16 protein-coding genes and 1 pseudogene are annotated in these 17,282 nt (G+C 74.9%); 9 read left to right on the top strand and 8 right to left on the bottom strand.

Annotated elements, in window-relative coordinates; translation table 11 throughout:
* Positions 1-55 precede the first annotated feature (55 nt).
* On the top strand, positions 56-850 hold the full coding sequence (locus IH00_RS0116055; protein WP_031074065.1) for an RNA polymerase sigma factor SigF: 795 nt from the start codon (positions 56-58) through the stop codon (positions 848-850).
* On the opposite strand, the gene IH00_RS0116060 is transcribed toward IH00_RS0116055, so the two are convergent.
* Positions 828-2,084, bottom strand: coding sequence for a PAS domain-containing protein (locus IH00_RS0116060; RefSeq protein WP_031074067.1), 1,257 nt, complete (start codon positions 2,082-2,084; stop codon positions 828-830). The two genes, IH00_RS0116055 and IH00_RS0116060, sit on opposite strands and share 23 nt — an antisense overlap.
* A gap of 90 nt (positions 2,085-2,174) precedes the next feature.
* Between IH00_RS0116060 and IH00_RS0116065 the strand changes: the two genes are divergently transcribed.
* From IH00_RS0116065 to IH00_RS0116075, 3 genes are all read left to right on the top strand, one after another.
* Positions 2,175-2,915: an ANTAR domain-containing response regulator gene (locus tag IH00_RS0116065; protein ID WP_052411416.1), complete on the top strand. Its 741-nt coding sequence runs from the start codon at positions 2,175-2,177 to the stop codon at positions 2,913-2,915.
* Positions 2,916-2,981: 66 nt separating this feature from the next.
* Complete coding sequence (locus IH00_RS0116070; protein ID WP_107064467.1) at positions 2,982-4,370, top strand: aminotransferase class I/II-fold pyridoxal phosphate-dependent enzyme; 1,389 nt, start codon at positions 2,982-2,984, stop codon at positions 4,368-4,370.
* A 13-nt stretch (positions 4,371-4,383) separates the two neighbouring features.
* Entirely contained in the window at positions 4,384-5,496 is a 1,113-nt protein-coding gene (locus tag IH00_RS0116075; protein WP_031074079.1) for an MBL fold metallo-hydrolase, read from the top strand.
* 57 nt (positions 5,497-5,553) lie between these two features.
* On the opposite strand, the gene IH00_RS0116080 is transcribed toward IH00_RS0116075, so the two are convergent.
* Both IH00_RS0116080 and IH00_RS0116085 read right to left on the bottom strand, forming a co-directional pair.
* The gene (locus IH00_RS0116080; protein WP_031074082.1) at positions 5,554-6,174 is read right to left on the bottom strand and encodes a DedA family protein; all 621 of its coding nucleotides are present in this window, start codon (positions 6,172-6,174) and stop codon (positions 5,554-5,556) included.
* Complete coding sequence (locus tag IH00_RS0116085; RefSeq protein WP_031074084.1) at positions 6,164-6,940, bottom strand: MBL fold metallo-hydrolase; 777 nt, start codon at positions 6,938-6,940, stop codon at positions 6,164-6,166. Before IH00_RS0116085 ends, IH00_RS0116080 begins: the two co-directional genes overlap by 11 nt.
* Before the next feature lie 94 nt (positions 6,941-7,034).
* Between IH00_RS0116085 and IH00_RS0116090 the strand changes: the two genes are divergently transcribed.
* From IH00_RS0116090 to IH00_RS0116100, 3 genes are all read left to right on the top strand, one after another.
* Complete coding sequence (locus IH00_RS0116090; RefSeq protein WP_031074086.1) at positions 7,035-7,439, top strand: hypothetical protein; 405 nt, start codon at positions 7,035-7,037, stop codon at positions 7,437-7,439.
* Positions 7,440-7,556: 117 nt separating this feature from the next.
* Entirely contained in the window at positions 7,557-9,725 is a 2,169-nt protein-coding gene (locus tag IH00_RS0116095) for a phage holin family protein (RefSeq protein WP_063835380.1), read from the top strand.
* A gap of 69 nt (positions 9,726-9,794) precedes the next feature.
* Positions 9,795-11,177: an amino acid permease gene (locus tag IH00_RS0116100; protein WP_052411417.1), complete on the top strand. Its 1,383-nt coding sequence runs from the start codon at positions 9,795-9,797 to the stop codon at positions 11,175-11,177.
* A gap of 267 nt (positions 11,178-11,444) precedes the next feature.
* On the opposite strand, the gene IH00_RS0116105 is transcribed toward IH00_RS0116100, so the two are convergent.
* Complete coding sequence (locus tag IH00_RS0116105; protein WP_234334861.1) at positions 11,445-11,729, bottom strand: YjfA family protein; 285 nt, start codon at positions 11,727-11,729, stop codon at positions 11,445-11,447.
* 334 nt (positions 11,730-12,063) lie between these two features.
* Positions 12,064-12,441 (bottom strand): annotated as a pseudogene (locus IH00_RS45255) (helix-turn-helix domain-containing protein); the annotation flags it as partial.
* A gap of 46 nt (positions 12,442-12,487) precedes the next feature.
* Between IH00_RS45255 and IH00_RS42760 the strand changes: the two are divergent.
* Positions 12,488-12,967 carry a hypothetical protein gene (locus IH00_RS42760; protein ID WP_158827834.1) on the top strand — a complete coding sequence of 160 codons (480 nt, stop codon included), beginning with the start codon at positions 12,488-12,490 and terminating at the stop codon, positions 12,965-12,967.
* Between the two features lie 115 nt (positions 12,968-13,082).
* Here the strand turns inward: IH00_RS42760 and IH00_RS0116120 are convergent, their stop codons facing one another.
* The 3 genes from IH00_RS0116120 to tdh all read right to left on the bottom strand — a co-directional run bounded on the left by IH00_RS0116120 (position 13,083) and on the right by tdh (position 16,396).
* Positions 13,083-14,003, bottom strand: a complete 921-nt coding sequence (locus IH00_RS0116120; protein WP_031074099.1) for a LysR family transcriptional regulator — start codon at positions 14,001-14,003, stop codon at positions 13,083-13,085.
* Positions 14,000-15,181, bottom strand: a complete 1,182-nt coding sequence (locus tag IH00_RS0116125; RefSeq protein WP_031074102.1) for a glycine C-acetyltransferase — start codon at positions 15,179-15,181, stop codon at positions 14,000-14,002. The genes IH00_RS0116120 and IH00_RS0116125 overlap by 4 nt, the downstream gene beginning before the upstream one ends.
* 186 nt (positions 15,182-15,367) lie before the next feature.
* Complete coding sequence (tdh, locus tag IH00_RS0116130; protein WP_031074103.1) at positions 15,368-16,396, bottom strand: L-threonine 3-dehydrogenase; 1,029 nt, start codon at positions 16,394-16,396, stop codon at positions 15,368-15,370.
* Positions 16,397-16,537: 141 nt separating this feature from the next.
* Between tdh and IH00_RS0116135 the strand changes: the two genes are divergently transcribed.
* Positions 16,538-17,161, top strand: coding sequence for a hypothetical protein (locus IH00_RS0116135; RefSeq protein ID WP_031074104.1), 624 nt, complete (start codon positions 16,538-16,540; stop codon positions 17,159-17,161).
* The last annotated feature ends 121 nt before the right edge of the window (positions 17,162-17,282 follow it).

Raw genomic sequence — 17,282 nt, forward strand, 5'->3', positions numbered from 1 at the left:
CTCTCCCTCGGGGTGACACCAACCGTCAGCGCCGTTCAGGGAGCTGAAACGCATCATGCCTACCCTCGCCCACTCGAAGCATCCGCACGACGACGCCCCGGACACCGCTGAGGCGTTCCGCCGACTGGCGTCCCTCCCGGACGGGGAGGAGAAGGAAGCCGTCCGGCAGGACATCGTCCGCGCCTGGCTGCCCATGGCAGACCGGCTCGCCGGCCGCTTCCGCAACCGCGGAGAATCACTGGAGGACCTCAAGCAGGTCGCCGCCCTCGGCCTGGTCAAGGCCGTCGACCGGTACGACCCCTCGCGCGGCGCCGCGTTCGAGAGTTTCGCGGTGCCCACCATCACCGGCGAGATCAAGCGCCACTTCCGCGACCACATGTGGACCCTTCACGTGCCACGCCGCGTGCAGGACCTGCGGGGCCGCGTCCGCGCCGCCTACCAGGAGCTCTCGCATTCGGTGGGGGGCCGCGCCCCCACCGTCGCCGAGATCGCCGAGAAGGCCGGGATGACGGAGGAGGAGGCGATGGCCGGTCTGGAGGCCCTGGACAGCTTCACCGCCCTCTCCCTCGATGCCGAGCTGCCCGGCACGGAGGACGGCTACACGCTGGTGGACGCGCTCGGCGGCCCCGACCCCGCGCTCGACGTCGTCGTCGACCGGGAGTCGGTCAAGCCGCGGCTGCGCACGCTTCCCGAGCGCGAGCAGAAGATCCTCTACATGCGGTTCTTCCGCGACATGACGCAGAGCCGGATCGCCGAGGACCTCGGCATCTCCCAGATGCACGTGTCCCGGCTCATCAGCCGGTGCTGCACACGGCTGCGGGAGGACATCATGCGGGACGTCGCCGCATAGCCAGCGCGACATGGTGGGCCATCACGTCCGCCGCCTGCGCCTCGGCCATCGAGAAGGCGCGCCTCGCCCCCGTACGGAACAGCGTCAGCACGCCCAGCGCCCCGCTGCCGCCTCCACCGGCCGGCAGCGGCGGCAGCGGCAGACACAGCAGGGAACTGACCCCGGCGCGGGCCAGTACGGCCGCACCCGACGAGTCCTCGCCGAAGGCGAGGATGTCCTCCGGGCGCACCTGGAGCGACGCGGATCCGCCCCGGACCACCTCGACCACCAGGGGACAGCCCGCCGGGTCCTGCTCCCGGACCGCCTTCGACAGCGGCTCCCCGCCGTTCGCGCCACTGCGCGCGTCCTCCTCCTGGGGGCCCAGGACGACCGCGCGGCGCAGCGGCGGCATTCCGCCCGGCCCGCCCGGCCCGTCCGGTCCGGCGGGAGCCCCGGCCGGCGCCTCGCCGTCCGCGTCGGCCGTGTCGAGGACCACCCAGTCGGCGAACCGGCCGTGCAGGACCCGCCCGGCCGCCTCGGCGACCGCGTCGCGGTCCCCCGCGGGACAGGCCAGCAGTGCGCTCGCCATGGCGTCGACCAGGTCCAGCGTCTCGGCGCGCTGCGTGGTCTCCGCCAGGTCCGGCGGCACCAGCCGCCGCCCCACGGCGCCCGCCCGTGCCCCGGGGGGCGGCGAGGCCGTCCCCGCCATCCCCGGCTGGAGCACCACCACGACCGTCGGCTGCGGTTCGCCCGGCAGGGGAAGCGACACCAGCGTTGCCCGCACCGGCTCGTGCGGCCGCTGCTGGAGGCGCAGGCTCAGACTGCGGCCGCCCTCCCCGCGGGCGGTGGCCGCGGCCTGGGAACGGAAGGGCGCCCGGTCGCCGGAGACGAGCAGCCCGGCGAGCGGCCGGCCCGTGGCGTAACCGGCCCGCACCCCGGTCAGGCCGGTGGCGGCGAAGTTCATCCGGCGCACCACCGTGTCCCGGTCGACCAGCACCACCGGCAGGGGCATCCGCTGGAACAGCGTCTTCAGCAGCTGCCGCTCCCGCCGGTCCGCCGGGGTGCCGTCCGGTGCGCGTGCCGCCAGCCGCTCGTAGCGCGGCCACAGCGACTCCGCGGCATGCTGGAGTTCGAAGAGGGCGGCGTCCAGGACGCCCTGCTGCTCCTCGGCCGGCAGGGCCCGCGCGGTGCGGAGCTCACCGACCCGGCGCACAAAGTCCGCGAGGTCCTCGCCGAACGCGTCGGTCTCCGTCATAGGAGCACCGTAACGGCACAGCGGGCCGGGACGAGCGGTCGTTTCGTGCCGTCGGCGCGGGGCAACCGGACGGCGGAAGGAGAGGTGTCGATGCTTCCCGAGCGCGCGTACGAAGGGCCCGAACCGGCCTCGACCGTCCGCAGATTGCAGAAGCTCACCGAACAGTGCGTACGTTCCCTCCCCGCGTGCTGCGGCGCGGTCGCCACCCTGAGCGGTGGCGAGGCCGAACGCCGCGCCAGCGCCACCCATCCGGACCTGGCGGCCCTCGTGTCGGTCCAGCTCGACGCCGGCGACGGTCCGATCCCCACCGCGCTCGACACCGGGCGGCCCGTCGACGCCGAGGACCTCCTCACCGAGGAGCGATGGCCCGACTACCGCGCGATGGCCCTCGGCTCCGGCGTGCGCGCCAGCGTCACCCTCCCCTTCCACCGGGCGGGCATCGACATCACCCTCAACCTGTACGCCTTCCGGCCCGGCTCCCTGGAGGACGCCGTGCACGGCCCGGCCGTCGTCCTCGGCGAGGAGATCACCGCGGGCCTCGCCCGCGACCGCCGCTACCGCGCCGCCCTCACCGAGGTCGGCCAGCTGTCCACCGCCCTGCGCTCACGCCCGGTCATCGACCAGGCGGGCGGCATCGTGATGCACGTGCTCGGCTGCGGCGCCGACGAGGCGCACGGTGTGCTGCGCCGCATCTCACAGCTCACCAACCGCAGGCTCGCGGACGTGGCGAGCGGTGTCGTCCGCAGCCGGGGGCGCGATCTGGAGAAGGAACTGGCCCGGCTGGCCGCGCTCCGCCCGCGACCGTCGGCACGGAGCGGCGGCACGACATGAACGTCCGTATAAAGGGCTGTGGGGACGGGCAGGGTCCCCCGAAGCACGAGCGGCGGAGGTGACGGCATGCGGGAACCGGCCCCGTCCCACCGACAGGACCACCGCGGCCCTGCCGGCCACTCCGGTCACCCCGGCCACTCCGGTCACCCCGGCCATGCCGGTGACCTAGGCCACTCCAGCCACTCCGGTCATGCTGGTCCCCCCGGTCACGCCGACCACGGCGACCACGGCGACCACGAGCTGCCCGTAGGGCGCGGGCCCGTACGGTACGCGCCGGGCGCGCCCGAGGCGGGGCTGCCGGTGCTGCCCGAGCTCGCCGCCGTCCTCGCGGACGCCGCCCTCCGCGCCGGGCCCGAACCACCCGGCGGCGGCGCCGTCCTGCGGGACGCGGCCTGCGGCTACTGGTGGCGGCGCGGGCTGCGCTGCCACCCCGAGGACCTGGCCGCCGCCCCCGGCGCCTCCTCGCTGCTCGCCGCGGTGATCGCCGCGCACGGCGGCGACGTCCTGCTGCCCCGGCCCTGCCCCGCCGGATGGGCCCCGCAGGCGCGGCTCCTGGGCCGCCCCGCCTACCACGTGCCGACCCCCGCCGAATGCGGCGGCGTGCCCGATCCGTACGCCCTCCTGGAGACCGTACGGCGGGTCCGTGCCGAAGGCGGCCACCCGGCGCTGCTGCTGCTCTCCGTCGCCGACGACCCGACGGCCACCGTCCCGCCGCCCGAACTCGTCCGCGAGACGTGCGAGGCGGCCGTCGCCGAGGGCCTGCACATCGTCAGCGACGAGACCTGGCGGGACACGCTGCACCAGCCGCACGACACCGTGCTCGTCAGCCCCGCCGAGATGTGCCCCGACGACGTCACCGTCCTGTGCGACCTCGCCGGCTCCCTCCTCCCACCGGCCTGGCCCGCCGCTGTCGCCCGCTTCCCGCCCACCGCGGCCGGCGCCGCCCGCCGCGCCCGTGCCCTGGACCTGCTCACCGCGCTCGGGGCGCACGTGGCGGGGCCCGTCGCGCAGGCCGCCGCCCACGCGCTGGACGAGCCGGAGCCGGTCACCGCCCGCGCGGCCGCCGCTGCCGCCCTCCACGCGCGCGTGGCCGCCGCCGCGCACCGGGCCGTCCTGGCCGCCGGCGCCCTCGCCCTGCCGCCCGCGGCGGGACGTCACCTCTACGTCGACCTCGGGCCCCTGCGCGGCCCCCTCGCCGAGCGGGGCGTCACCGACTCCATGGAATTGGAGGAGTACCTCTCCACCCGGCTCGGCGCGCCCGCGCCGGGCGGACACCGGTTCGGCGACGAACTCGGCGCCCTGCGCGTACGGCTCGCGACCGGGCCCCTGCTCGGCGCCGGACCCGACGAGCGCACGGAGTCGCTCACCGCGGAGCGCCCGCTGGAACTCCCGCACATCGCACGGGCGTTGCAGGCCTTCGGATCCGCTTTTCAAGAACTCCAAGAACCACGGTGAACGGAGTGCGCAGATGACGGAACGGACGTCACCCGCCGGATGGACGGCATCCTCCACCGGGCGGACCGCCGCGGACACCTCCCCCGCGGGGAGCCCGCGAACCTCCACCGCCCCCGCGGGCGCCACCGCCGCGACGGTCTCCACCGGCCCCGCCGGGCCCGCCTGCGGCGCCCCACGCCCCCTCGGCGAGGAGCGCGTCTGGCCCAGATCCTTCGCCGACCGGCTGACGGCTCCCCTGCCCGGCGTCCGGGCCTTCGCCCGCTTCGCCCGTGAGGGAGCCGTCCGCCCCGGCCCGGAAGGGCTGCGCGACATCCCGAACCTGCCGTTCGCCCCCGCCCCGCTGCCCGCCGCCGCCCCCGGCACCGTCGCCGTCACCTGGGCCGGCCACGCCAGCTGGGTCGTCCGGATCGGCGGGCTCACCGTCCTCACCGACCCCGTCTGGTCCCGCCGCATCCTCGGCACCCCCGCCCGCATCACCCCCGTCGGCGTGCGCTGGGAGGACCTGCCGCCCGTCGACGCGGTCGTGATCAGCCACAACCACTACGACCACCTCGACGCCCCCACGCTCAAACGACTGCCGCGCGACACCCCGGTCTTCGTGCCCGCCGGCCTGGCCCGCTGGTTCCGCCGCCGCGCGTTCACCCGCGTCACCGAGCTCGACTGGTGGGAGGCCGCCGAACTGGACGGCGTCCGCTTCGACTTCGTACCGTCGCACCACTGGTCCAAGCGCTCCCTCACCGACACCTGCCGCTCCCTGTGGGGCGGCTGGGTCCTCACCGACCCGCACGGCCTGCGCGTCTACTTCGCGGGGGACACCGGCTACGGCCACTGGTTCGGCGAAATCGGGCGCCGCCACCCCGGTATCGACCTCGCGCTGCTCCCCATCGGCGCGTACGACCCCCGCTGGTGGCTCCGCGACGTCCACACGGACCCCGAGGAAGCGGTCCGGGCATTCCAGGACCTCGGGGCGCACGCCATGGCCCCCATGCACTGGGCGACGTTCGTCCTGTCCTCCGAGCCGGTCATGGAGCCCCTGACCCGCCTCCATGCCGCCTGGGAGGCCGCGGGCCTGCCCCGCGACCGCCTCTGGGACCTGCCGGTGGGCGCGTCGCGCACCTTTTCCTAGGGGCCGTGTCCGGTTTCCCGGGGGCCGTGTCCGGCCGGGCGGCCCGCCCGCCGGGGTTCAGGCCGCGTGGCGGCGGCGCACCCGCCGCCACGCGCCCGGCACGGCGCTCATCAGCAGCGTCAGGGCGACCGCGGCCAGCACGCCCTGCCACGGCCGGGCGAACAGCGAACCGCCGAGGATGCCGATCAGCTGGTACGTCGCCGCCCACGCCAGGCACGCCGGGAGATCACCGCGCAGGAAGCGGCCCAGGCGCATGTCGGAGAGCAGACACGCCAGCATCACCGGTATCCGGCCCGCCGGCACCAGCCGCGACAGCACCAGCACCGACACCCGGTGCGTGCGCAGCTTCTCCTGGGCCTGCTCCAGCCGGTCCGGCGCGGCGCGGTCGCGCAGCGCCGCCAGCCAGCGGGAGCCGTTCGCGGAGTGCACCCCCCGCCGCCCCAGCCAGTACAGGGCGGCGTCCCCGGTGAACGCCGCGCCCGCCGCCAGCACGAACACCGCGAGCAGCGCGAGCGGCGCCGTCTGATGGAAGGCCACCACCGCCGCCGAACTGACGATCGCCCCCGTCGGCAGCACCGGCACCAGCGCGCCCAGCGCCACCAGCAGGAACAGCGACGGGTACCCGACCGCCTGCTGGGTGGATTCGGGCGGCAGCCGCCCGACCACCTCACCGATCACCGGACACCTCCGGCCGCACCCGCTCGCCGTGTCCGAGCCGGTGCACCACCACCCGGGGCGCGATCCGCGCCGCGTGCCGTACGAACTCGTCGCCCGGCGCGTGGAACTCGTGCGGCCGCACCGCGTCCATCCCGACCGGCCAGTACGTGCCGTAGTGCACCGGCACGGCGGCGCGCGGCGCCAGCGCGGCGAGGACCTGCGCCGCGCGCCGCGCGTCCAGGTGCCCGTGGCCCAGGTACGGCCCCCAGCCCCCCACCGGGAGCAGGGCCAGCTCGACCTCGCCCACGGCGTCCGCCATCCCGTCGAACAGCCCCGTGTCACCGGCGAAGTAGGTGCGCGCCGTGCCGCGGACGACGTACCCCAGGGCGGGGGAGCGGTGCGGACCCCACGGCAGCCTGCGCCCGTCGTGCGCCGCCGGCACCGCACGGACGACGACCCCGCCGATCTTCAGCTCGTCGCCGGGCGCGACCTCCGTGATCCGCAGCAGCCCGCCCAGCCGCCGCAGCCCCGCCACCGCGCGCAGGGCGCCGCGCGGCACGACCAGCCGCGTACCCGGCGCGAGTCGCGCCAGCGACGGCGGGTGCAGGTGGTCGGCGTGCAGGTGCGACACGAGCGCCACGTCCGCCCGCGCGGCCTCCGGCGGCGGCAGCGCCCCGCGCCTGCGCCGCAGATGCGCCAGGCGCGGCGCGAACAGCGGGTCGGTCAGCACCCGTACGCCGGAGTCCTCGACCGTACAGGTGGCGTGACCCCACCAGGTGACCTCCACGGCACACACCTTCCTCCCGCCCTCCTCCCGCTCTGCTCCTCCGAGCGTAGATGCGCGCCTCCTCGCGCGGAGGGGTTCGGAGTAGGGTCGGCCCATGGACGACGTACGCGTGGCGGCGATCGCCAGCCTGACGCCGCTCGAGGAGCTCGACGCCGACCCGTTCCTGGTCGACACCCGCAGCCAGCACGCGATGTGCGAGCGGTGGGCGGCCGGCCAGGGCTATGTCGTCATCCGGGAGTTGCTCTTCTACGGGCTGCGGCCCGACCACCGGATGCTCTGGGCGGACGTCGAGGCCGGCGCCGTCGACCTGTTCGTCGCCCCCAACCACCGCGTGCTGGAACGGGCCGTGACCTCGGCCCGCGACTTCACCGCGGAATGCGAGCGCCGGGGCGTCCGGCTGGAGACCGCGGGCCTGGACGAGCCGGCCTACGACTCCGCGATGAAGGCCCACGTCCACCGCAGACTCTCCATGCCGACGGCCGGATACGACGGCTGCTGACCCCGTCCACTCGCTGCCCGCTCGCCGTCCGCGGGCCGTCGTGCGCCGTGCCGTCCGCGGGCCGCGACGACTGCGGCACATCCGCCCCGGACATGCCGCGGGTGTGTGCCACGCTGGATGCCGGGCTCGGGATCCGGAACGGGTGAAAGGCTGACGGTCGTGGTCGAGGGGCGGTGGCGCAGGGCCGTCGGTGCCTTGCTGCGGATCGTGGTGGTGTGGGTGGTGTCCACCCTCACGCTGCTCGCCCTCGCCGGGCTGCTGCCCGACGTCGAGCTCCAGTCCGACGACGGTGACAGCATCACCCGCACCGCCGTCACCGCCGCCTGGGGCGCCGGGGCCTTCGGCCTGCTCAGTGCGCTCGTGTGGCCGCTGGCCGTCCGCGCGCTGCTGCTCGTCCCCGCCCTCCTCCTCGGCCTGCTCGCGTTCTTCCTCAACGGCTCGCTGCTGCTCGTCGCGCTGTGGCTCATACCCGACGGCCGGGGCGAGGCCGACCCGCGGGACGCCGTCGTGGTGGCCGCCGTGATGTCCGCCGTCGCCTCCGCCACCTCCACCGCCCTCGCCGTGCGCGACGACGACGCCTACCGCCGCCGCCTGCGCCGGCTCGCCGGACGGCGCCGCGGCGCCCCGGCCGGCCCCGGCCCGGGAAGTCCGCCCGGCACGGTGTTCCTCCAGCTCGACGGCGTGGGCCACCGGGTGCTGCGGGACGCCGTGGCCGAGGGCCTCATGCCGACCGTCGCCGCCTGGTTGGGCTCCACCCACCGCCTCACCCCCTGGTACACCGACTGGTCCAGCCAGACCGGCGCCAGCCAGCTCGGCATCCTGCACGGCTCCAGCCACGATGTGCCCGCCTTCCGCTGGTACGAGAAGGACACCGGCCGCCTGATGGTGTGCAACCGACCCGCCACCGCCGCGGAACTGCAGCGCCGCGCCGTCGAGCGGACCGGCCACGACGGGCTGCTCACCCAGGACGGCGCGAGCCGCGGCAACCTGTTCGGCGGCGGCGCCGGCCAACTCGCCCTCGTCCTGTCCGTCTCCGCGCGCCGCGGCCACCGCACCCGTTCCCGCGCCGGATACTTCGCCTACTTCCGCGACCCCGCCAACGCCGTCCGCACCGCCATCTCCTACGTCGCGGAGGTGTGCCGGGAGACGGGCCAGTCCACCCGGGCCCGCCTCCGCGGCGACACACCCCGCGTCGGCCGCGGCGGCCTGTACCCGTTCATCCGGGCCTTCGCGACCGTCGTCGAGCGGGACGTCGTCGTGGCCGCCGTGATGGGCGACATGCTGTCCGGCCGCACCGCCGTGTACGCCGACCTCGTCGCGTACGACGAGGTGGCCCACCACTCGGGCCCCCACAGCCGTGACGCGGCCAAGGTGCTGGAGCGGCTCGACCGGTCCATCGCCCTGATGGCGAAGGTCGCCGAGCACGCGCCCCGCCCGTACCGATTCGTGCTCCTCTCCGACCACGGCCAGAGCCCCGGCGAGACCTTCGAGAGCGCGTACGGGCTGACGCTCAGGGACCTGGTCCGGGCCGGGTGCGGCCTGCCCGTGCCGCGCCGCGCCCGGCACACCCGCAGCGGCGCCGAAGCGCGCGGCGCGCTGCGCAGCGCGGTGCACCTGCCCGTGGAGGAGGGCCGCGAGGAGCGTCCGCCGCGCGGCTCGGGCCCGATCGTGCTGGCCTCGGGGAACCTGGGCCTGGTCTCCTTCCCCGACGTGCCCTACCGGATGTCCCGCGAGGAGATCGAGCGCCGCCACCCCGGCCTGCTGCGCACCCTCGCCGACCACCCGGGCATCGGCTTCCTGCTGGTCCGCAGCGAGGCGCACGGCTCGGTGGTGCTCGGCGCCGGTGGGCAGGAGACGCCGGTGGACGAGCTCGCCGACGGCGAGGGACCCATCGCCGTGTACGGGCCGGGCGCGGCCGACGCGATACGCCGCACCGACTCCTTCCCGCACGTCGCGGACATCATGGTCAACTCCATGTACGACCCGGCGACCGGCCGGGTGCACGCCTTCGAGGAGCAGATCGGCTCGCACGGCGGCCTCGGGGGCGAGCAGTCGCACGCCTTCCTCCTGTCCCCGCTGAGCCTGTCCGCGCCGGTCGCGAACGGCGGTCTGCCGACCGGCGCGGAGGAGGTCCACCGGGTGCTCGGACGCTGGCTGCGCGAGTCCCAGGGGCCGCAGGTCCCGCTGGGACCCGCTCCGGCCGCCGTGCAGGAATGCCCGCCGCGCCCCCGTCCCGAAGGAGCATTTCCGGTTGCCGACAGTCTTGCGCCGGACAAAAGCGGGTGATTTGGTGCGCCGCTCTCCGTCACCGACCATGTTCGAGGTTTACACGGAGAAAGGCGCATCGCACCCCCCATGACCACGGTCACGACCCCATTTCACCAGCAAAAGCAAGGTCCTTCCCTTGAGGGAGGACGATCGCAGGACAAACACGCACGGCGGTTCGGCCTCCCGGTCGCCACCGCGCTGGTCATGGGCAACATCATCGGCGGCGGAATCTTCCTGCTCCCGGCGTCCGTCGCCCCCTACGGCACCATCAGCCTGGTCGCCTTCGCCCTCCTCACGGCCGGCGCCATCGCCCTCGCGCTCGTCTTCGGCCGCCTCGCCCGGCGCCACCCCCGCACCGGCGGGCCCTACGTCTACGCCCGCGAGGCCTTCGGCGATTTCGCCGGCTTCCTCGCCGCGTGGTCGTACTGGATCACCACCTGGGTCTCCAACGCCGCGCTCGCCGTCGCCGCCGTCGGCTACCTCGACGTCCTGGTCCCGGTGCACACCTCCACGGCGGCGACGATCGCGGCGGCGCTGTTCCTCCAGTGGCTGCCCGCGCTCGCCAACCTGGCCGGCACGCGGTACGTGGGCGCCGTCCAGCTCGTCGCCACCGTCCTCAAGTTCGTGCCGCTGCTCCTGGTCGCCGTCGGCGGGCTGTTCTTCTTCGACAGCGCCAACCTCGGACCGTTCCAGGCCGGCGACGCCGGGGCCGTCGGCGCCGTCTCCGCCTCCGCCGCGATCCTCCTCTTCAGCTACCTGGGCGTCGAGTCGGCCGCCGTCAGCGCCGGCGAGGTCCGCGACCCCGAGCGCAACGTCGGCCGCGCGACCATCCTGGGCACCCTGGGCGCCGCCGTCATCTACCTGCTCGGCACGCTCTCCGTCTTTGGCACCGTCCCGCACGACACCCTCATCGCCTCCGGCGCCCCCTTCTCCGACGCCGTCAACACCATGTTCGGCGGCACCTGGGGCGGCACCGCCGTCGCCTGCATGGCCGTCGTCTCGATGGCCGGCGCCCTCAACGGCTGGACGCTCCTCAGCGCCCAGACGCCGTACGCCGCGGCCCAGGACGGCCTGTTCCCGCGGGTCTTCGCCCGCAGGAAGCGCGGCGTGCCGACCGCCGGTGTCCTCGTCACCGTCGTCCTCGCCTCGCTGCTGACCGTGTACAACTACACGGCCGGCCCGGGCGGCGTCTTCGAGATCCTGGTCCTCGTCACCACGTTCACGGCGACCGTCCCGTACCTGCTGTCCACCGCCGCGCAGATCTACTTCCTCGCCTCCGGCCGGACCGACCGCGTCCACCGCGGCCGCCTGGTCCGCGACGCCCTGCTCGCCGCCCTCGCGGCCGGCTTCTCCCTCTGGCTGGTCGCCGGCTCGGGCTACGCGGCCGTCTACCAGGGCGTGCTGTTCCTCTTCGCGGGCGTGCTGGTGTACGCGTGGATGTCGGCCCGCAAGGAGCGCACGGCGCGCTGACACGGGCGCGCGCCGACCGGGTGCGCGCTGCTCCGTGGTGCAGCCCTGCGCCCGGGTGGTGCGCTGACCCCGGAGGGGGCGGGGACCCGCCGGTGCGGACGCGGGGGGGTGCCGACCGGGCGTGGGCCGACCTGGCGCGCGCTGCCCCCGGTGTGGAGCCCTGCCCGTCGAGGTGGAGCCCTGCGCCCGGGTGGTGCGCTGCCCCCCGGGGGGCGCGGGTCCGGCGGAGCGTGGGCGTCCGCGCGCGAGGCCGGCCGGTGCGGGCGCTCAGCCGAAGCACTCCCGCTCCCCGCGCGCCGGCATCAGGCAGACCCGCGCGCCCGAGGCCCCGGGGCCGTCGGCCGCCGCCATCGGCGTGACGACGTACGTGCCCACGCCCTGCCGGCCGGTCGTGGCGAGGTGCTGCGTCCGGCCGTCCGGCATCCGCAATTCCACCCGGTCGCCGGGCCGGAGGCGCGAGGCGCGCACCCACACCGCCCGGCAGTCCTCGCCCCGCCGCAGCTCCATGCGCTGTCCGTCCCCGCCGGTACGCGCCGCGACGGTGGAGACCATCCCCGTGCCGCCGCACCCCATGGTCTTCCCCGCCCGCCGCGCCCGCCGGCCGGGCACCGTCCGTCGCCCCCTGCCCGGCCTCCTCGCGGCCGGCGGTCTCCCCGGCGGCCCCCGCGGTCGCGGTCCGGCCGAGCCCGGCGCGTGCGGTCTCCCGCGCGGAGCCGGTCCGCGCGCCGGGGACGGGACTCCCGTCGGCGGCGCCGCGGTCCGGGGAGCCCGCCGGCCCGGTGCCGTCCGCGGCCTCCGGCTCCCCACCCGGGCCGGGCGGCGCCGCCGGTGCTTCCGCCCGGTGGCCCACCGCCACCTCGTGGAGCACGACCAGCCGCGTCGGGTCGGTCGCACACACCCGGGCGAGCTCCTCCACCGCCCGGCGCGGCACCGGCTGCTTGCCGTTGAGGTAGCGCTCCCAGGAGGAGCGGCTGTAGCTGGTGCGGCCCGCGAGCGCGGCCAGGCTCAGCCCGTTGTGATCCTTCAGCCGGCGAAGCTGTACGAGCAGTTGCCGCTCACGTTCACCGAGCCCGGTCGGCAATTCCTTCCATCGAGCCATGTCTCGTCCCCCTTCTTCATCCCGCGGTGACACCCGGCGGGGGGCGGAAGTTCCCGTCCGGTGCGTCGTACGGCGTGATCCGGACAGGGCCGGCCGTCCCACCGCCACCGCGTGGGACGCGGCATCCCAGCAGGTCGGACCGGGGGACGTCCCACGCCGCCCCATCCCCGGGGCCGAGCCTGGACCGGTCCGATGTGACGCAGGAAAGTCGTTGCCACGAAGCCGGGCGGCACCGCCCCCGGCCCACCAACGGAGGGAACACGACCATGAACCTGCGCAGGAGCCTCGCGCTCTCCACGGCGACCGTGATGCTCGGCGGCGGCCTCGCCCTGGGCGCCGCCCCGGCCGTCTCCGCCGCCCCGGCCCCGGTGCCGCCAAGGCGAGCTGGACCAACGTCTGGAACGCCGGCATCAGCGGGGACTATCTCAAGAGCCACGGCAAGAAGTGGGTCTCGCAGGGCTACAAGCTGCCCCGCGGCACCAACATGGCGCGCGGCGTCTTCACCTGCTGGGGCGGCGGCAACGCCAAGCTGAAGGTGCTCGTCCTGGACACCGGCAAGTCCACCACCAAGAAGCACCGGTGCAACGGCAAGAAGCACTACGCGACCATCGCGTACAAGCGCGGCCAGACCGTCAAGCTCGTGCTCAACGGCTCGAAGGACACCCGCGTGGAGGCGTGGGCCGGCCGCTGACCGACCGGGACGGTCCGGCAGCAGCCGTACGGGGGGTGGCCCGTTCCCGATCCACATGCGGGAACGGGCCACGCGTGCGCCAGGCGCCGGAGACCCCGCGCGGTCCGCGGCCCGGTCAGACGTCCGGCGCCGACAGGCCGCCCGCCGCGTCGGCCAGTGCGTCCAGGACCGGGCGGATCAGCGGATGGTCCTCCGCACCGCGCCGGACCGCCGCGAAGACCCGGCGGAACGCCGCAGGGCCCGCCACCGGACGTACCACCACGTCCTTGAGCTCCATGCCGCGCAGGGCCGACCGCGGCACCAGAGCCACCCCCGCGCCGGCACCCGCCAGGGCGACCACCGCGCGGAAGTCGTCCGAGGAGTGCACGAGCCGCGGGTCGAAGCCCGCCAGTTCACAGGCGAGGAGCACCATGTCGTGGCACGGGTTGCCCGGGTACGGCCCGATCCAGTCGCTGCCGGCGAGCGCCGCCAGCGGGATCTCGGGCTCCTGCCCCAGCGGGTGCCCCGCGTGCAGCACCGCGTCGAACGGCTCCGCGTACAGCGGCACGCGCGCCAGCCGCCGGTCGCCCTCGCGCGGCGCACCCCGGTACTCCACGGCCAGCGCCACGTCCGCCTCGCCGTCCAGGACCAGCGGCAGCGACTCGTCGCCCTCCGCGTCCCGCACCCGGACCCGTATGCCGGGGTGCCGCTCGGCGAGCCGTCCGATCGCCGGCGCCAGGACCTCGGCGATCCCGGTGGCGAAGGCGGCCACCGTCACGTCGCCGGATGTCCCGCCCGCGTACGCCGCGAGCTCCGCCTCCGCCCGTTCGAGCTGGGCCAGCACCTCGTTGGCGTGCTCCAGGAGGATCTCGCCGGCCGCGGTGAGCCGCACGCCCTTGCCGCTGCGCGTCAGCAGGATGTGCCCCGTCTCCTGCTCCAGCGCGGCCAGCTGCTGGGAGACGGCGGACGGGGTCAGGTACAGCGCCGCGGCCGCGGCGGTCACCGTGCGGTGGTCCGCCGCGGCGCGCAGGATGCGCAGTCGCCGGGGGTCGATCACCCAGCCATTGTCGCTCGCGCGTCGACGAACGCGGCCACCGCCCGCTCCACGTCCCGGGCCGAGTGCGCCGCCGACAGCTGCACCCGGATCCGGGCCTGCCCCATCGGCACCACGGGGTACGAGAAGCCGATCACGTACACGCCCCGCTCCAGCAGCAGTTCGGCCATCCGGCCCGCCTCCGCCGCGTCACCGATCATCACCGGCGCGATGGGGTGGTCGCCGGGCAGGATCTCGAAGCCCGCCTCCGTCATCCTCGTACGGAACAGCTTCGTGTTGGCGTCCAGCCGCTCCCGCAGCTCACCGGCGGACTCCAGCAGGTCCAGCACCTTCAGCGACGCCGCGGCGATCACGGGCGCGAGGGAGTTGGAGAAGAGGTAGGGGCGCGAGCGCTGGCGCAGCAGCGCGACGATCTCCGCGCGCGCCGCCACGTATCCGCCGGACGCACCGCCCAGCGCCTTTCCGAGCGTGCCGGTGATGATGTCGACGCGGTCCATCACGCCGTGCAGCTCGGGCGTGCCGCGCCCGCCCGGTCCGACGAACCCGACCGCGTGCGAGTCGTCGACCATCACCATCGCGTCGTACCGGTCGGCGAGGTCGCAGATCTCCGGCAGCGGCGCCACGTACCCGTCCATGGAGAACACGCCGTCGGTGACGATGAGCCGGCGCCGCGCGTCCTGCGTCTCCTGGAGCTGCTTCTCCAGCTCGGCCATGTCCCGGTTGGCGTACCGGTGGCGGCGGGCCTTGGACAGCCGGATGCCGTCGATGATCGAGGCGTGGTTGAGGGCGTCGGAGATGACCGCGTCCTCGGGGCCGAGCAGGGTCTCGAAGACGCCGCCGTTGGCGTCGAAGCAGGAGGAGTAGAGGATCGTGTCCTCCTGGCCGAGGAACGCCGACAGCCGCTGCTCCAGCTCCTTGTGGATCTCCTGCGTGCCGCAGATGAAGCGGACCGAGGCCATGCCGTAGCCCCAGCGGTCCAGTGCCTCCTTGGCGGCGGTGATCACCTCGGGGTGGTCGGCGAGGCCCAGGTAGTTGTTGGCGCAGAAGTTCAGCACGTCACCGGAGGGGACGGACACCTTCGCGCTCTGCGGGGTGCCGATGACCCGCTCCGGCTTGAAGAGCCCGGCGTCCCGGATCTCGTCGAGGGTGGCGCGCAGCTCGTCGCGGACGGACGCGTACATGAGGGGTGCTCCTTAGAGGTCACTGCGGTGCGTGGCGAGTGAGCCGAAGGGGCGCGCGGGTGTGGTGCCGAACGGAGGAACGCGCGCGGGTTCCGGGGTACGGAACCGGCGCGATCGACCGCCGACGCCCGCAACAGGCGCCCAGGGGGGTCCCCGGCCGGGCCGGGGGAGGACCGAGCCGGGAAACTACGTGGTCCAGTCGAGGATGATCTTGCCGCTGCGGGCGGTGGCCGCCTCGTCGAACGCGGCGTCGAAGTCCTGGTAGCCGTAGCTGCCGGTGATCACGGGACCGAGGTCGAGACCGCCCTCCAGCAGCACGGTCATCGCGTACCAGGTCTCGAACATCTCCCGGCCGTAGATGCCCTTGATCGTGATCATCGAGGTCACGATCTTCGACCAGTCGACGGCGAACTCCTCGGAGGGCAGCCCGAGCATCGCGATCCGGCCGCCGTGCGTCATGTTCGCGACCATGTCCCGGACGGCCTCGGGGCGCCCGGACATCTCCAGGCCGATGTCGAAGCCCTCGCGCAGCCCCAGCTGTCGCTGCGCCTCGCCGATGGTCGTCTCGGCGACGTTGACCGCCAGCGTCGCGCCGACCTTGCGGGCCAGCTCCAGCCGCGGCTCGCTCACATCGGTGATCACCACGTTTCGGGCACCCGCGTGCCGGGCGACCGCGGCCGCCATGATCCCGATCGGTCCGGCACCCGTGATCAGCACGTCCTCGCCGACGAGCGGGAACGACAGCGCGGTGTGCACGGCGTTCCCGAACGGGTCGAAGATCGCGGCCACGTCCAGGTCCACCTTCGTCCGGTGCACCCACACGTTCGTCGCGGGCAGCGCCACGTACTCGGCGAAGGCCCCGTCACGGCCCACGCCGAGGCCGACCGTGGCCCGGCACAGGTGCCGGCGCCCCGCAAGACAGTTGCGGCACTTGCCGCACACCAGGTGCCCCTCGCCGCTCACCAGGTCGCCGACGGCGATGTCCCGCACGTCCGCTCCGACGGCCGCGACCTCGCCGACGAACTCGTGCCCGAGCACCAGCGGCGTGCGGATGGTCTGCCGGGCCCAGCCGTCCCAGGACCGGATGTGCAGGTCCGTGCCGCAGATGCCGGTGCGCAGCACCCGGATCAGCACGTCTCCGGGCCCCGTCTCGGGTTCCGGCACGTCCATGAGCCAGAGACCGGGCTCGGCCTTCTGCTTGACAAGCGCCTTCATAGGGTGCGGCTCCCGGGGAGGTACGGGTGGAGATCGTGAACGGGCACCAATCTGCCCAGGTCGCGCCCATGGCGTCCATCGAGGTTTTCTTAAGCGGGTCAACAGCAGAACTTCACGCGCCACGCCCGCTACGGTCGCGGCATGACGACGCGGGTCTGGTACACGTCCTACGGCTCGAACATGCACACCGACCGCCTGGCGTACTACCTGGTCGGCGGCTGCCCCCCGGGCGCCGCGCGCACCTATCCCGGCGCCCGGGACCCGCGCCTGCCGGCCGCCTCCCGGCCGGTGGAGCTGCGCGGCGCCCTGTACTTCGCCACCGAGTCCCCCGTGTGGACCGGCGGCCGCGCGTTCTACGACCCCGACGCCGAAGGGCGCGTCCTGGCCCGGGCGCACCTCGTCACCGCCGAGCAGTTCTCGGACATCGCCGCCCAGGAGATGTACCGCGAGCCCGGCCCCGGCACGGACCTCGACCTGACGGAGGTGCTGCGGGAGGGCCGCTCCGTACTCGGGAAGGGCCGCTACGAGACGCTGGTGTGCGCGGGCCGCCTCGACGGCCGCCCCCTCCTCACCTTCACGGCCCCGTGGGGCATGCACGACATCGCCTGGAACGCGCCGTCCGCCGACTACGTCCGCCACCTCGCCGCCGGTCTGCTCGCCACCGGCGCCTGGGACGCCCCCACGGTGGCCGCCTACGTCTCCTCCTGCCCGGGCGCGTCCGGCCACTGGACCGTTCGCCGGATCCTGGACCTGATCGGTCCCTGAAGCCGCGAACCCCGAGGCGCACCGCGGGGGCGGCGCCCAGCCCCGGCCGCCATTACCCCGGCGGTAATCGACCCGTGCCGACCCGTCCCGGCAGGGTGGTTCCACCGGAACCCGGGTGGGG

It is taken from the genome of Streptomyces sp. NRRL S-118, from assembly GCF_000716335.1.
In the GTDB taxonomy this organism is placed as follows: domain Bacteria; phylum Actinomycetota; class Actinomycetes; order Streptomycetales; family Streptomycetaceae; genus Streptomyces.